Below are 15,858 nucleotides of genomic sequence, written 5' to 3'. Positions count from 1 at the left end.
AAAACAGACTCAGTCATCACTGATTAGCTGCGGCGTTTTACGCCCGGCAAAACACACAACATTTCGTACAGCAAAGTGGCACCGATCAGCGCCGTATTGCCGCTCGTGTCATAGGGGGGCGATACTTCTACCAAATCACCGCCGACAATCGTTAGCCCTGCCGCACCACGAACAATTTCCAACGCCTGTGGAGACGTCAGCCCACCCATCTCAACCGTGCCCGTACCGGGGGCGAGCGATGGGTCCAAGGCGTCAATGTCAAAACTGATATAAACCGGGGTATCACCCATCTGTTCGCGCACTTCTTCCATCAAGGGAGCAAGCGAGCGATACCAGCACTCTTCGGCGGGAACAACACGAAACCCTTGATCACGGCACCAGTCAAAATCCTCGGCGGCATAGCCCGTGCCACGCAGGCCAATCTGCACCACTTTGCCGTGGGCTAACAGGCCTTCTTCCTGGGCGCGGCGAAACGGCGTGCCATGGGCGATCGGCTCACCGAACATGTGATCGTTTACATCGGCGTGGGCATCAATATGGATCAAGCCAACGGGACCATGTTTTTTCGCAATAGCACGCAGGACAGGAAGCGTTAGCGTGTGCTCTCCACCCAGTGTTAATGGCACACAGTCATGCGCCAGCACCTCATCATAAAAGGCGGTAATGATGTCGACGCTTTTAGGCAGGTGAAACGTATTGATCGGCACATCACCAATATCCGCGACTTGCAGGCTGTCAAAAGGCGCAGCACGGGTGGCCATGTTATAGGGGCGCAGCATGCGTGATTCATCACGGATCTGGCGGGGGCCAAGACGTGTACCAGGACGGTTGGACGTACCAATATCCATTGGAATACCGATAAACGCAGCATCTAACCCTGCGGCGCTTTCCTGGGTAGGTAAACGCATCATGGTGGCTGGCCCACCAAACCGCGGCATGCTATTTCCGCCGAGCGGTTGGTTAAGTTCAGGCATACAGTTCTCCTTGGAATTGTTAACGCTGTATTGCGTACTGATACTGAATACATTGCATAGAACGTGCCAAGTTCCTGAACGCCGTGGTAATAGGGTTTTCCGCCACCAAAAATGCAAAAATGACTCAAAAAAATATGCGCTTAAGTCAAAAATGAATCATTGATGCAAAAATGAATTAACATTTTATTCAAGGGACAGCCGCCGTGAGCGAGGTCGATCAGTGCGTGCTGAAGACCATTTTTTATGAAAACCATTGTTGATGAACTGCTGTCTGAACGTTTAGTGCTCTACCCATGAATGAGGCTGATAGACACTACCGCAATTCCTTTAAAGCTCGTGTTGGCGAAGCCAGCCATCAATCAGTTGGTTTAGGTGCTGGCCGCTAAAGCTGGGGAAATGGCCACCGTGCACAGTGCGAACGGGCAGCTCACGCAGCCTTCGCATACTGGAGGCATAGTCGGAGAGATTGCTGTGCCATAAGTCTTCAATTAACGGACCATCGTAAATCAAATCACCTGAAATCAGCGTTTGGGTTGCCGATTCCCATAACGCGATACCCCCGGGGGAATGCCCCGGCGTATGAATCACTTCCCACTGGCGGTTACCTAAATCCAGCACCTCACCATCCTCTAATGGGCATACCATCTGAGGTGCAGTAATGCGGTAACGTTTATGGGAGTATGGTGTCGGCGGCAGCGCTTCGAACATATCATCGCTGAGGAACTGGTCTGCCAGGGTACTCGCGTTGTCAGGTGATGAAAGAATACCTGCCTCTGCGGCATGCACATAACAACAGCCGAATTCGTGGGCGCTGCCGATATGATCAAAGTGCGTGTGGCTCGCTACCGCCAGCAGATGATGCTCACTAAGCAGCGCTACGTGTTGACGCAGTGGCACGGCACCCAGGCCAAAGTCCACCACCATACCGCGCTTACTGCCTTTAACATGCCAGATATTGCAGCGATAAAACGGCTTGATCCACGGCTCATCGATCAGGGTAATACCGTCCCCCTTGGGGACGGTGCGATACCACTGCTGTTCGCTAATACGCTGAAGGCTCATACGGTTACTCGCTTCGCAAAGGCGGCCTTACTGACCACAAAATAAAGCGCCCCGGTAATCACGAAAACCGGTAGTGAAGCGCCAAAGTCTAACGGTGCTACCCAATTCCAGTAGTAGGCCAAGATCGCACCTACCGCATAGCTACCCAATGCCAGCCAGTTGAAAGCTGGAAGACTATTTTCAGCCTGAATAAGCTCTGCTGACGTATAGCGCTGACGACCTAGCAGGTAATAATCCACAATCATCAAAGAAAAAGCCGGGATAAACACGCTGCCAATAATCAACAAAAAGGTTTGAAACTGGTCCAGAATACCGGGGATCAGCGCGCCCACTACTGACACTATGCCAATGATTAACGCAGGCTTCCAAAAAGGTACTTTAGGGCGCACGCTCATAAACGAAAGTGTTGCGCTATATACGCACATTACGTTAGTGGTCAGCACCGAAAAGAAAATAACCAAAGCGGCAGGTAGGCCAAACCCGAAATTACTGAGCAGCGCGGTAGGGTCATAGGTTTGCTCCATCCCAACCGTAATCGAGAGCGCTGACACCGTGGCCCCTAACCCCATAGCAATCAATGTCGCAGTGACGTAGCCGCCCCAGGTACCCACAACGGCAGCTTTTAGCGAGCGGCAATGACGATTGTAATCAGCCGCTAACGGAATCCAGGAAAAAGCGGTCGCAATAACAATGTCGAAAACCACGCCACCACCTAGCACCCCCTCGGGTTCCATCTGAGTAATGCTCGGTAAATCGTAATGACGATTCAGCGCAAATAGCACCACAGCCGACAGTCCCACCATCAGTACCGCTGCTATTTTCTCTACCTTTTCGATGCCTAAATGGCCACGTAGGGCAATAAGTACTACCAGCGCTTCGCATAGCACCGTAAACAGCGCCACATTGGAATAGCCAGTGAGACTTTCAACGGCGTAATCAAGACTCATACCCGCTAATAGTGCCTGGATCCAACTCCATGCAATTAGCGCCAGTAAATTAACCCAAGCAGGAAAATTAGCCCCTTTGCGGCCAAAAGTGCCCCTCGCCAGCACCATGGTTGTCATGCCGGTTTGCTGCCCCATTACGCCGATTAACACCAAGGGGATAATACCGATCGCTGAACCCAATAAAATCAGCAGTATGGCATGCTGAAAGGTGAGATCTGGCACCAAAAACATGCCAGTGAGAATGGTGGTCACTACCACATTGGCGCCAAGCCAAAGGGCAAACGTTCCAGGCAACCCCAGGCTGCGTTCAACATGCTCTGCGGAAAGCGAGTCCTGGCCAAAATTATCCTTAAGCGACATGACTCACCTCCATTGATAACAGCAAATTACGGGAAGGAATAAAGAAAAACAGTCCGCCAATGAATGAGGGAATCAAGAACTTCAGCAAATGCAGCCGATGGACCGGTGCCGACGGGTCAGCTTTATCCAACTTGACTTGGGAGTAAGACATTTCTTTCACCTATTGGAAGAGATTATTAGAGGTGGGCTGGTGGCGTCCGAGGGGAAGCAGTGCTTCCCCTTGGTTTTTTATATTTGCGCCTTGTTAAGTCGGCGCTTTGAAAAACAGACTCAGTCATCACTGATTAGCTGCGGCGTTTTACGCCTGGCAAAACACACAACATTTCGTACAGCAAAGTGGCACCGATCAGCGCCGTATTGCCGCTCGTGTCATAGGGGGGCGATACTTCTACCAAATCACCGCCGACAATCGTTAGCCCTGCCGCACCACGCACAATTTCCAATGCCTGTGACGACGTAAGCCCCCCCATCTCAACCGTGCCCGTACCGGGGGCAAGCGATGGATCCAAGGCGTCAATGTCAAAACTGATATAAACCGGGGTATCGCCCATCTGTTCGCGCACTTCTTCCATTAGGGGAGCAAGCGAGCGATACCAGCACTCCTCGGCGGGAACGACACGAAACCCTTGATCACGGCACCAGTCAAAATCCTCGGCGGCATAGCCGGTGCCACGAATACCGATCTGCACCACTTTGCCGTGGGCTAACAGGCCTTCTTCCTGGGCGCGGCGAAACGGCGTGCCATGGGCGATCGGCTCACCGAACATGTGATCGTTCACATCGGCGTGGGCATCAATATGGATCAAGCCAACGGGGCCATGTTTTTTCGCAATAGCACGCAGGACAGGAAGCGTTAGCGTGTGCTCTCCACCCAGTGTTAATGGCACACAGTCATGCGCCAGCACCTCATCATAAAAGGCGGTAATGATGTCGACGCTTTTAGGCAGGTGAAACGTATTGATCGGCACATCACCAATATCCGCGACTTGCAGGCTGTCAAAAGGCGCGGCACGGGTGGCCATGTTATAGGGGCGCAGCATGCGTGATTCATCACGGATCTGGCGGGGGCCAAGACGTGTACCAGGACGGTTAGACGTACCAATATCCATTGGAATACCGATAAAGGCAGCATCTAACCCTGCGGCGCTTTCCTGGGTAGGTAAACGCATCATGGTGGCTGGCCCACCAAAGCGCGGCATGCTATTTCCACCGAGCGGCTGGTTAAGTTCAGACATACAGTTCTCCTTGGAATTGTTAACGCTGTATTACGTACTGATGCTGAATACATTGCATAGAACGTGCCAAGTTCCTGAATGCCCGGAAGGTAGAGTTTTCAGTTATTAACAATTCAATAATGACTCAAAAATACGTATAATTAAGTCAAATATGCATTTTAATGCAAAAACAACTCAAAAATTATCCAAGGGACATTTGCCGTGAGTGAGATCGATCAGTGCGTGCTGAAGACCATTGTTGAAACCGCTAACGACCATTTTTTTATTGTCAGCGGTGAAGGCCAGGTACTTGATATTAGCCCCGGTGCTGAAGCTGTTTATGGCGCGCCTCGGGAAGAGCTGCTGGGCAGTAGCGTCTACCAGCTTCAGCAAGCAGGCATATTGAAGCCATCGATCACCCTGGAAGTGATGCGCACCCTGAAGCCTGCGCAACTCATGCAGATAACAGGCACCGGACGTCGTGTGATTGCCGAAGCTTACCCCGTCTTTGTTAATGGAAAACTGGAGCGTGTGATTAGCCGCTCCAGGGATTTAACCGATTTACAGTTTCTTCAGGACGAATATGCACTGCTCCAGAAGCGCTTTAGTGAGCACTTAAAGCGCAGCCAGGCAGCTCCCGATGCCGAGGAGCAAGCACTGGACGATGCGCTGGATGACCTGCAGGCGAGAAGCCACGTTATGCGTGAAATCGCCCTACTGCTCAAACGCGTCGCACCTTCGGACGCCAATATATTGATGTTAGGCGAGTCAGGCGTGGGGAAAACCGCGTTTGCCAAACAGCTTCACCGCTGGAGCCAGCGCCATAATCACCCCTTTATTGAGGTGAACTGTGCGGCTATCCCTGAAAATCTATTTGAGTCTGAGATGTTTGGTTATCAGCCAGGCGCATTCAGCGGCGCGGCTCGTCAAGGAAAAGCGGGGTTATTAGAGCAGGCAGAAGGCGGCACGCTGTTTCTTGATGAAATCGGCGAGCTCCCTCTTTTAATGCAAACGAAACTGCTAAAAGTCATTCAGGACGGTAGCCTTACTCGACTCGGCGATACTCGCCCCCGCAAAGTGGATTTTCGCTTGGTCGTCGCCACGAACCAGAATTTAGCGAAACAAGTAGAAGCGGGTTTATTTCGCCTGGATCTTTACTACCGCCTCAACGTCATACCCGTCACGCTTCCCCCGTTGCGCGACCGCCGGGAAGATATTCCCGATCTAGTGGAAGCCTGTTTGGCGCGCCTTAACCAACGCTATGGGCGGCAAAAAATCCTGGATAACCAGGTATGGTCAACGTTGATGGGCTGTGACTGGCCGGGCAACATTCGCGAGCTTGAAAACTGGCTGGAAAGAGCTTGGCTATCCAGCCCAACCGATCAAATCGAGACACCTGATACGCACCGCTATGCGGAGCAGCCTTCCACGAACGTAACGAACACCTCAGCGCCCTCCTCGACAACCGTCTTAGCGCCGGATGAATCCCTCAAGCATTACCTTGCAAGGCTAGAGCGCGAAGCACTGGATGAATTAAGCAAAACACTCCCCAGCACATATGCCATCGCCAAGCGGCTGGGTATCAGCCAATCCAGTGTCGTGCGCAGGCTGCAGCGTTATGGCATTAAAGTCATCAAATGAATTTTCCGCCTGGAGCGCGTCTCAGAATGCTGGGGCCGTCCAGCTGCAGTAAGTCCACTACGCTGCGCATGATTGGAAAGCCTGCCGACAAGCAGTCTCACGGCTACCTAAGCCACCTAGCCATGCCTGTGAGGCTAGATCAGCGCTTCGATCTCCGCCACGTCCATGGGTTGGCCAAACAGATACCCCTGGTACGCCAGGCAGCCATGTTCAGCCAGCCAACGCTGTTGCGCTTCGGTTTCCACGCCTTCGGCAATCACGCTAAGTTCCAGAGTTTTGGCCAGCGCAATGGTGCTTGCTACGATGGCGGCATTTGCCTCGCTACCCAGCACTTCGCGCACAAAGCTCTGATCAATCTTGAGCTGATCCAGCGGCAAATGCGCCAGATACGACAGTGATGAATAGCCGGTACCAAAATCGTCCAGCGAGAAGCGCACGCCCTGATTGCGCAAATAGGCCATTTTACGCTGCGCATCATCGCGTGAATCAAGGAACAGGGTCTCGGTCACTTCAAGCTTGAGCTTGTCGGCAGGTGCCCCCGTCCGGCGCAGAATCGACAGAACCTTGGGCACAAAGCTGTCTTCGCGGAATTGCACGGGGCTGATGTTAACCGCCATGTTCAGGTGGGCGGTTTCCGGCCGTTTCTGCCACTTAACCAACTGTTGGCAGGCCGTTTCCAGCACCCAGTTCCCCACCTCGTTGATCAAACGCGTGCTTTCCAGCAGAGGAATGAAATCCGCAGGCGAGATCGTACCCCGCAGGGGGTGGCGCCAGCGCAGCAATGCCTCAACGCCGATGAGCATGCCATGACGGTCCACCTGTGGCTGATACTCAAGTCTCCACTGATGATTGTCCAACGCCTGACGCAGATCGGTTTCCAGCCGTGCGCGGTTAATTAGCGCAGCCTGCATGGCTGGATCAAAGAAACTCAGCGTATCTCTACCGGCCTCCTTGGCCTGAAAAAGCGCCATATCCGCCTGCTGAAGATAGCCATCAACCCCATTCACGCTGCCATCAATCAGGGTAATGCCAATGCTGCCGGTGACCAGCACCGTTTCATTGTTCATCTCAATCGGACGACGAATAGCCGTCATCAGCTTATGGGCAATACTTTCCGACAGACGGACGGTCTGATCGATACTTTCTCCCAGATTCTCAATCAGTACGGCGAATTCATCACCGCCCAGACGAGCCAGCGTATCGGTATCACGTAACACCCCCGTCAGCTCGCGTGCCATTCTCTGGAGTAACCGATCACCGGCATAATGGCCCAAGGTGTCGTTCACCTGCTTGAAATTATCCAGGTCAATGAACAAAAGCGCGCCCTGCTTATTTTGACGCTCAATATCCTTGATCATTGTTTCCATGCGATCCAGAAACAGCCGCCGGTTGGCAAGCCCCGTTAACGGGTCATAGAAAGCCAACTGATGAATTTCCTGTTCCGCCGTCTTGCGTTCGCTGATGTCGCTGAGCGTGGCAACATAATGGGTCAAGTGATCTTCGTTATCCTTTACTGCACTGATCGTCAGCCACTCGGGGAACACCTGGCCGTTTTTTCGCCGGTTCCAGATTTCACCTTCCCAGCTACCCTTTTCGGCCACCCGCTGCCACAACGCCTTGTAAAAGGCCGCACTGTGGCGCCCTGAGCTAAGCATGCGCGGGTTTTCTCCCAGCACCTCGTCTTCGCGGTAACCGGTAATCTTTGTAAAGGTGTCGTTGACCTTGAGTATCCGTCCTAGTGCATCGGTAATCACCATCCCCAGATGGGACTGAAACGCGGTCGCCGCAATGCGCAGCTCCGCTTCATGCTCCTGCGCCTGGGCACGTGCCTCTTCACGTTCCTGAACCCGCTGTTGCAGCTGCTCAGATAATTGCAGGCGGTTAACGTAATGGCGCAGTATCCAGGCTCCCAGCAGCATAATCACACTGGCAATCAAACCGAGAATCCACAGTCTTTGCCACCAGCCAGCCAGCAGCTGCTGCGTGCTATCACCCACGACCACGCTAAACGGCAGGCCGTCCAGGCGTTTCATCCAGTAGAGGCGTTCTTCACCATCCACAGGCGAATTAATACGCATCGCTTGCTGGCGCGCGTCACCGGATAGAAAGCTTTCAACCTCGGCATTACTATTTACCAGCATGCCCAGTTCAAACAGCTCACTCGGCCGACGGGCGACCAAACGCCCTTCGCTATCCATGATCGCCATGCTTTCGCCTTTTCGCATGGTCAGCCGGTTAAGTGTGTCATCGAAGACAGCGGGCGATAGCTGCACAGCCACCACACCGTCGAACTGACCATTGGAGCGATGCAGTTTGAGAGAATGCATAATTCGGTAGTCTTGCCTGGAGGCTGACCAGAACAGTGGGCTGATATATTGCTCTGCCTCAGTTTCTTCAAGCTGTTGAAAAAACGGCAACTGATGCGCATCAAAACCACGCGCATGCATGCTGTGGGTGCTCGCGATAACACTGCCATGCCGATCCATCAGCGCAATATCGCTGATTAATGGCAGGCTTTCTCTGCGCGATGTCAGCACCGCTGCCAGCGTTTCCTGCTCCGTCATCTGCGACGCCAGGGGTGGCTGCCGCAGCTGAGCAACTCCCAGGAGCATATATTCACTGAGCACAAACGTCGTCTGAACCCATTCGGCAATCAGGTCCGCCCGCGTCGCATTGCGCTCATGGGCGACCCGCAGTTCCTGATGATACTGATCGATCAATAATCCTGCGAACACCATGACCATCACTAAAAGCGCCAGACAATACAAGGCAATAGCACGCCTTTGTGAACGGCGATTTTCGTTTGATAACTGACTCATTGGCATGTGGAAAGCATGCGGCATAGCGATGGGTACCTGCTGACAGTGTTCATACACGCCAAACTTACAGGACACCAGCGGCTATGCCTAGATAAGAAAACCGCCTCCATAGAAGACGGTTTACAAAGACTTATGAAAGGAAGGGACTCACGGCTATTCTGAGATGGCCACTTCAGGGGCTGGTGCCGCCACTGATGCCTTGCTGTACACCGGATGCCGCGAACAGATATCGGCTACCTTATCGCGAACAGCCACTTCTACTTCGGCGCTACCGTCTTCCTCAGGAATCGCATCCAGAATATCGCAGATCCAGCCAGCCAGATCGGCGCATTCAGTCGCATCAAAGCCACGGGTGGTCACCGCCGGTGTGCCAATGCGTAGCCCTGAGGTAACAAACGGGCTTTGCGGGTCATTCGGCACCGAGTTCTTGTTGACCGTGATATGTGCCCGCCCCAGAGCAGCATCGGCATCCTTGCCGGTAATTCCCTGGCGAATCAGTGACACCAGAAACAGGTGGTCATCGGTTCCTCCCGACACAACCTCATACCCACGTTCGACAAATACTTCCGCCATGGCTTGCGCGTTTTCAATTACCTGGCGCTGGTAGCGAACAAAGTCCTGGCTCATGGCTTCCCGGAAAGCCACGGCTTTAGCGGCAATCACATGCATCAGGGGGCCGCCCTGCTGCCCCGGAAACACGGCTCCGTTGAGCTTTTTGTAGAGTGCTTCATCGCCACAGGCCGAGAGAATCAGTCCACCTCGTGGGCCACGCAGTGTTTTATGGGTCGTCGACGTCACCACATGCGCATGGGGCAATGGGCTGGGGTAAAGTCCTGCGGCGACCAGGCCTGCCACATGGGCCATATCGACCAGCAACCAGGCCCCGACTTCATCGGCAATGTTGCGGAAACGCAGCCAGTCGATCACGCGGGAGTAAGCAGAGAATCCGGCAATGATCATCTTCGGCTTGTGCTCGCGGGCCAGTCGCTCCATCTCGGCGTAATCAAGCTCACCGCTTTGTGGGTCAAGCCCATACTGGATGGCGTTATAGTGCTTGCCAGAGAAATTCGGCGCGGCGCCATGGGTCAGGTGGCCCCCATGCGCCAGGCTCATGCCGAGTACCGTATCTCCCGGAGAGACCAGCGCCATGAACACGGCCGCATTGGCCTGAGCCCCTGAGTGTGGCTGGACGTTGGCATAATCTGCCCGGAACAGATCACAGGCACGCTTAATCGCTAGCGCCTCGACCTGGTCGACGTATTCGCAACCGCCGTAATAACGCTTGCCCGGATAGCCTTCCGCGTATTTATTAGTCAGCTGCGAGCCCTGTGCTTCCATCACTGCGCGGCTGGCGTAGTTTTCTGAGGCAATCAGTTCAATATGAACTTCCTGACGTTCAACTTCTTCTGCCATGGCCGCGGCCAGGGAGGCGTCGTAATCTGCCAGGCTTTGATTGGACAATGTCATTTCTATCCCCTTTGCGGATGGTCACTGGATCGGTTAATGACTAAATCAGTTAATGACTAGATCGGTTAATGACTAAATCGGTTAATGATCCGCGATGGTAGCGTTGCCATTGGCAGCTAAGATGCTTGGCCACGCCGCGCCTGGGTGCATTTACGACATGCCCTTTTGCCACCTGCACTTATGAGACTTGTAACACTTGTGAAAAACATGGCGACCCAATGCCGAGTGCAGTAATGCGTGCTTCAAAGAAAACACTGCCATCAATGTCATGATCCACACGGTTTTCGTTGATCTCGAATTTTACCGTCACCTGGCCAGCCCCCGCCTGGTAGGCCAACTGTTCAGCGCGCGCAGCGGCACTTGCGCGTGCCGCCGCGAAAGCCGCTTCTTCAGTGTCGTAATCCTTTGGCCCTTCGGGCAGAAAAACCCGAAAACAGCCGCGAAACGGTTGGACAACGGTGATATGTACACGCTGAACCACCTGCCCCAACACCGTACCAATCGCATTGGCCACTTCGCCATGAGAAGGCAGCACCACGTCCACGCCTAGCGCATCCCCCACGCTTGGGTAGTAACTGGCGGCCGGGCCGCCGACGGCCACCACCGCCGCCTGTGGTGAAAAGTTCAGCGCAAACACGGAACTCGGGGCGCGACTCTGTGCGTTACCCTGCAACATCAGGCCCGCCAACGACTGCGCCAGTCGTTCAGGGTCGCGGGTGCTATCCGCATCATGTAGCCCGGCTTCAATCAGCTTGGTAGCAATGGCTTTCACTACGCGCTGAAACACATCCCGGGCGGGGCCTTCGGCATCACCGTCAGCCCAGCGCCCCACACCATACTGGCGGCGCATTCGGCGCGCCCAGATGAGTGCTGCCAGGCGCGCCGCATCAACATCCCAGTGCTGCGAAAGCCCCAGCACATGGGCGGCATCCGTCGGTGTAAAACCACTGAAAATCACCAGCCCGCGACGTTCCAGGCTGGCCAGTGCGCGCGCCAGCCAGCGTTCATGTTCCACCGCCGTGAGCATTTCGATAGGGCCGCTTTCCAGACGATCCCAGGCCGCTTTTTCATTGCGGCCGAGCTGATCAAGCCGAGTGGCGTCTGCCTGCAGGCGCATTGCAAAACGCAGATGGCCGCTGGTCGGCAGGATATGTAGCTGGCGGCGCAAGGCATCCAGCAGAGGCGGGTGCTGGCTGACCAGCAGGCTTAACGGCACCACCCGACGCGGGCCAATGGCAACACCATGGGTGGTATCAAACGCCACTTCGCTATCGCCCCCAAGACCGATGGCATACAGCTTGATGGCTTCCACCATGGGTCGCCAGTCACCCACTCTGGCTCCATCATGAGAAAGCGTTGGCTGGCCATCGCGTACTACGGCAATGTCTGTTGTCGTTCCGCCCATGTCAGCCACAATCAGGTTACGCCGCCCGCTCAACAGCATGGCCCCATTCACGCTGGCGGCCGGGCCGGATAACACCGTGGTAATCGGTTGCAGAATGGCACTGTCAGCGGAAATCAGTGAGCCATCCCCCTTGACGATCATCAGCGGCGCTTTAATTGCATGCTGCTGCAAGAGGCCGCGAACCGCCTCAATCAGTTCCGCCACATAGGCAATCATGCGGGCATTCAGCGCGCAGGTCATCGCCCGGCGCGGTGCGCCCAGTGACGCCGCCAGTTCATGCCCACAGGTCACCGGCAGCGCCGTCATCTCGCGGACGATCTCGGCAACACGCAATTCATGAGCGGGGTTACGCACACTGAAGGTCGACGATACCGCAAACGCCGACACACGCCCCTGGCAGGCGGCAATGCTCTCGCGCAGCGCCGCTTCATCCAGCTCACAAAGTGGCTGTCCGTCGGCGTCGTGGCCGCCAGCAATGTTGGCGATATCACGCCCGCCAAGCAGCGAATGCAAACCCGTGGCGTGTGACTGACGTTCGTCATAGCCGATCAGTATCACGCCAATCGGCGCCCCTTTGCCTTCAACCGCCGCGTTGGTGGTCAAGGTTGAGGAAAGCGCCACCAGGCTGACATCATTCAGCAAAGCGGGCGGAAGCGCGTTTATGGCTTCAGCAATCCCCTGTTGCAGATTCAAGCGTGTTGTCAGCCGTTTGGCGGTCGCGACCACCTGATCAGCGCTATCCATGATCACGGCATCGGTGTAAGTGCCGCCGGTATCGATGCCCAGCCGATAGGTCGTTCCTGGTTCGTCTGGCATATCAGTGAACCTGCTGTTGGCGGCGACGGCGGCGATTACCACGCGATTCGCCACTGCCCTGGGCGTTTATCGGCGCCGGTAGCATGACGTGCTGACGTAACAGCGGGAAAGGGTCTGATTTGTGTGGCAGGGCCATGGCACCAATAAAATGTTCCTGAAAACGCGGTTCGGTGGCGGTTTCGATTTTTTCCACCCGACGCACCACTTCTTCAATTTCGCGCCGCGCCTTGCGGCTGAGAAGCGCAATCCGCGCGCCAGTACCTGCGGCGTTACCCGCAGACGTGACGTGTTCCAGTTCACAGTCGGGAATCAGCCCCAGCACCATGGCGTACTTGGCATCGATATGGGCGCCAAAGGCACCGCCGATACGAATCCGGTCAACGTGTTCAGTACCAAACTGTTCCATCAGCAGGCGAATACCGGCATAAAGGGCCGCCTTGGCCAGTTGAATGGCACGGATATCGGTCTGGGTAATGGTAATGGTGCGTTGGGCATCCTGGTGAAGGATGTAGCTGAAGGTTCGGCCATCTTCAATGATACGCTCGCTTTTGGCGGCAAGATCACCCTGGATCACGCCATCCTGATTGATGATGCCTGCCAGGAACATCTCCGCGACGACCTCAATGATGCCCGAGCCACAGATGCCCGTAACGCCGGAGGGGCCAGCCGCTTCTTCAAAGCCCGCTTCATGGGACCACACCTCGCAGCCAATAACGCTATAACGGGGTTCCAGTGTTAATGGGTCGATACGCACCCGTTCGATGGCTCCCGCTGCGGCACGCTGGCCACCGCTGATCTGGGCACCTTCGAACGCCGGGCCGGTCGGGCTGGAACAGGCCAGCAGACGATGACGATTGCCCAGCACGATTTCAGCGTTGGTACCCACATCCACCAGCAGCATCAGCTCTTCACCAAGATAAGGCGTTTCAGACAGAATCATGCCCGCCGTATCTGCGCCGACATGGCCCGCAATGCAGGGCAAACCGTAAACCCGCGCATTGGGGTGAATCACCAGGTCCATCTCGGTGGCCCACAGGCCGTTGATCGCTTCATCGGTTGCCAGTGCGAAAGGCGCCCCTCCCAGCTCGACCGGATTAATGCCGAACACCAGGCTCTGCATGATGGGGTTGCCGACAAAAGTCGCTTCCAGAATAGCATCGACCTTCACTCCAGCCTCTTCGGCCAGCTCCACGGTCAGCTCGTTGAGCGCCTCACGCACCGAGCGGGTCATCGCTTCATCCCCGCCGGGATGCATCATGATGTAGGAAACCCGACTCATCAGGTCTTCACCAAAGCGGATTTGCGGATTCATCCGCCCGGCGGAAGCCACGACTTCGCCGGTCTGTAAGTTGCACAGGTGGGCCGCAATCGTGGTCGACCCTACATCCACTGCCATGCCATAGATCTGCGACTGGAACCCCGGCCAGACGCCGATAATGCGCTGGTCATCATACACGGCCACCGTGACCTGCCACTTGCCCTGGCGTAGCGCTACCTGCAGCTGCTGAACCACTCGGATATCATTGTCCAGCTCGGTCAGGTTCCACTCATAGGCGAGCGCTTCCTTGAGACGACGCAGATCAGAGGCTGGCAGGTGCATGTCCGGTTCCTGCACGTCCACCACGTAAAGGCGCACGATCGGGTCCAGGGCAATATCAAGCACCTCAGCGCGTTTACGCACAATCTGACGATGCACCTGACTGGAAGACGGCACATCAATCAACGCATCCCCTAGCAGCTGGGTGGAGCAGCTCAGACGCCGACCTTCACGCAAGGCACCCCGGCGTTTTTCCCAGGCGATTTCCGTGTCGCTTCTGCCACTCAGGTGATCTGCGCGGGAGTCCACACCATGCTTGGTAAACTGGCCTTCGCACAAATCCACCTGACAGCGCCCACACAGCCCGCGGCCGCCACACACCGAGTCAATATCAACGCCCAGTGCGCGAGCCGCTTCCAGAACGGGCGTTCCGACCGGAAAGCGTCCGCGCCGTCCGGAAGGGGTAAACACCACCAGAGCATCGGCAGCCGCCTCTGTGGTAGCAGATTCTTTCGTAACCGACATGCCAGCCTCCATACGTCAGTAGACGTTGGCAAAAAAGAGCCTCAACAGAGGCTCTTGGGGGAATAACACAGTGTATGCGGGCGTTGCGTATCAGACCGCTCAGGTAACCGCGCGGCGGCGGCGCGTCTGACGACGGCCACGTCCTTCGCTACCGTCGGCATTGGCGGCAGGCGCTTCACGGAATTTCTGAATCCAGCGGCCGCAGTCCGGGTCATGGTTCATCATGACGTCAGCCCCCATGATGGAGGTCATGATTTCCTGATGCAGCGGGTTGGTAATCGCCGAGGTCATGCCCGAGGCAATCGCCATGCTCATGAATGCCGCATTGATGCCGTTGCGGTTGGGCAGGCCAAAGCTGACATTCGAGGCACCGCAGGTGGTATTCACCTTGAGTTCTTTCTGCAGCCGATGACACAGGGCAAACACCTGGCGGCCGGAGCTACCGACGGCACCAATCGGCATGACCAGCGGGTCAACGACAACATCACAGGCCGGAATACCGTGGTCAGCAGCACGTTCAACAATCTTTTTGGCGATGCCAAAGCGCACGTCCGGGTCCTGGGAAATACCGGTTTCATCGTTGCTGATGGCGACCACGGCAGCGCCGTGCTTTTTCACCAGCGGCAGGACGGCTTCAAGACTTTCATCTTCGCCAGTCACCGAGTTAACCAGCGCCTTGCCTTTATAAACACTAAGCCCTGCTTCCAATGCCTTGATAATCGAGGAATCAATGCACAGCGGCACATCGGTAATTGACTGCACGAGTTCAATCGTCTGGGCCAGAATCGCCGGCTCATCTGCCAGCGGAATACCGGCGTTGACATCCAGCATGTGGGCGCCATTCGCCAGCTGGGCTTCAACATCCTGAACCACGCGGGAGAAATCGCCTGCGGCCATTTCAGCGGCCAGCTGTTTGCGGCCGGTAGGGTTGATTCGCTCGCCAATCACAACGAAGGGGCGTTCGAAGCCGATCACGACTTCCTTGCTGGCTGAGCTGATGACGGTGTCGGTCATGGGGGTTCCTCATTTATGCTTGTTAGTGTTGCTTCATGCAGTGATGCCGGAGGTTTGCTGGCATCTCACCGCCATCC

Annotated in this window: 10 protein-coding genes; 1 reads left to right on the top strand and 9 read right to left on the bottom strand. The window is 55.5% G+C overall.

Going from position 1 to position 15,858, the window contains the following annotated elements; all coding sequences use genetic code 11:
• Positions 1–23 precede the first annotated feature (23 nt).
• From speB (ACU6TU_RS01045) to speB (ACU6TU_RS01030), 4 genes are all read right to left on the bottom strand, one after another.
• Entirely contained in the window at positions 24–974 is a 951-nt protein-coding gene (gene speB, locus ACU6TU_RS01045; protein WP_447142760.1) for an agmatinase, read from the bottom strand.
• A 327-nt stretch (positions 975–1,301) separates the two neighbouring features.
• The gene (locus ACU6TU_RS01040; RefSeq protein ID WP_447142759.1) at positions 1,302–2,036 is read right to left on the bottom strand and encodes an MBL fold metallo-hydrolase; all 735 of its coding nucleotides are present in this window, start codon (positions 2,034–2,036) and stop codon (positions 1,302–1,304) included.
• Positions 2,033–3,343, bottom strand: coding sequence for a purine-cytosine permease family protein (locus tag ACU6TU_RS01035; RefSeq protein ID WP_447142758.1), 1,311 nt, complete (start codon positions 3,341–3,343; stop codon positions 2,033–2,035). The genes ACU6TU_RS01040 and ACU6TU_RS01035 overlap by 4 nt, the downstream gene beginning before the upstream one ends.
• Before the next feature lie 284 nt (positions 3,344–3,627).
• Positions 3,628–4,578 carry an agmatinase gene (speB, locus tag ACU6TU_RS01030; RefSeq protein ID WP_447142757.1) on the bottom strand — a complete coding sequence of 317 codons (951 nt, stop codon included), beginning with the start codon at positions 4,576–4,578 and terminating at the stop codon, positions 3,628–3,630.
• A gap of 201 nt (positions 4,579–4,779) precedes the next feature.
• Between speB (ACU6TU_RS01030) and ACU6TU_RS01025 the strand changes: the two genes are divergently transcribed.
• On the top strand, positions 4,780–6,198 hold the full coding sequence (locus tag ACU6TU_RS01025) for a sigma-54 interaction domain-containing protein (protein WP_447142756.1): 1,419 nt from the start codon (positions 4,780–4,782) through the stop codon (positions 6,196–6,198).
• Positions 6,199–6,332: 134 nt separating this feature from the next.
• Here ACU6TU_RS01025 and ACU6TU_RS01020 read toward each other — a convergent pair whose 3' ends face one another.
• The 5 genes from ACU6TU_RS01020 to ACU6TU_RS01000 all read right to left on the bottom strand — a co-directional run bounded on the left by ACU6TU_RS01020 (position 6,333) and on the right by ACU6TU_RS01000 (position 15,781).
• On the bottom strand, positions 6,333–9,017 hold the full coding sequence (locus ACU6TU_RS01020; protein WP_447142755.1) for a bifunctional diguanylate cyclase/phosphodiesterase: 2,685 nt from the start codon (positions 9,015–9,017) through the stop codon (positions 6,333–6,335).
• Between the two features lie 153 nt (positions 9,018–9,170).
• Positions 9,171–10,484, bottom strand: coding sequence for a serine hydroxymethyltransferase (gene glyA / locus ACU6TU_RS01015; RefSeq protein ID WP_447142754.1), 1,314 nt, complete (start codon positions 10,482–10,484; stop codon positions 9,171–9,173).
• Between the two features lie 178 nt (positions 10,485–10,662).
• Positions 10,663–12,705, bottom strand: a complete 2,043-nt coding sequence (locus ACU6TU_RS01010; protein WP_447142753.1) for a hydantoinase/oxoprolinase N-terminal domain-containing protein — start codon at positions 12,703–12,705, stop codon at positions 10,663–10,665.
• Position 12,706: 1 nt separating this feature from the next.
• Positions 12,707–14,767 (bottom strand): ASKHA domain-containing protein, encoded by a 2,061-nt coding sequence (locus ACU6TU_RS01005; RefSeq protein ID WP_447142752.1) that lies wholly within the window; start codon positions 14,765–14,767, stop codon positions 12,707–12,709.
• Positions 14,768–14,866: 99 nt separating this feature from the next.
• On the bottom strand, positions 14,867–15,781 hold the full coding sequence (locus tag ACU6TU_RS01000; RefSeq protein WP_447142751.1) for a dihydropteroate synthase: 915 nt from the start codon (positions 15,779–15,781) through the stop codon (positions 14,867–14,869).
• Positions 15,782–15,858 lie beyond the last annotated feature (77 nt).

The organism is Halomonas sp. LS-001 (genome assembly GCF_052983955.1).
Note: the sequence above shows the minus strand (reverse complement) of the source record. Positions and strands in the feature narration are given on the sequence as shown.

Coding starts and splice junctions, on each gene's coding strand:
- ACU6TU_RS01040 (WP_447142759.1), bottom strand. CDS start 2,036: ATGAGCCTTCAGCGTATTAGCGAACAGCAGTGGTATCGCACCGTCCCC.
- speB (WP_447142757.1), bottom strand. CDS start 4,578: ATGTCTGAACTTAACCAGCCGCTCGGTGGAAATAGCATGCCGCGCTTT.
- speB (WP_447142760.1), bottom strand. CDS start 974: ATGCCTGAACTTAACCAACCGCTCGGCGGAAATAGCATGCCGCGGTTT.
- ACU6TU_RS01010 (WP_447142753.1), bottom strand. CDS start 12,705: ATGCCAGACGAACCAGGAACGACCTATCGGCTGGGCATCGATACCGGC.
- ACU6TU_RS01005 (WP_447142752.1), bottom strand. CDS start 14,767: ATGTCGGTTACGAAAGAATCTGCTACCACAGAGGCGGCTGCCGATGCT.
- ACU6TU_RS01020 (WP_447142755.1), bottom strand. CDS start 9,017: ATGAGTCAGTTATCAAACGAAAATCGCCGTTCACAAAGGCGTGCTATT.
- ACU6TU_RS01035 (WP_447142758.1), bottom strand. CDS start 3,343: ATGTCGCTTAAGGATAATTTTGGCCAGGACTCGCTTTCCGCAGAGCAT.
- glyA (WP_447142754.1), bottom strand. CDS start 10,484: ATGACATTGTCCAATCAAAGCCTGGCAGATTACGACGCCTCCCTGGCC.
- ACU6TU_RS01000 (WP_447142751.1), bottom strand. CDS start 15,781: ATGACCGACACCGTCATCAGCTCAGCCAGCAAGGAAGTCGTGATCGGC.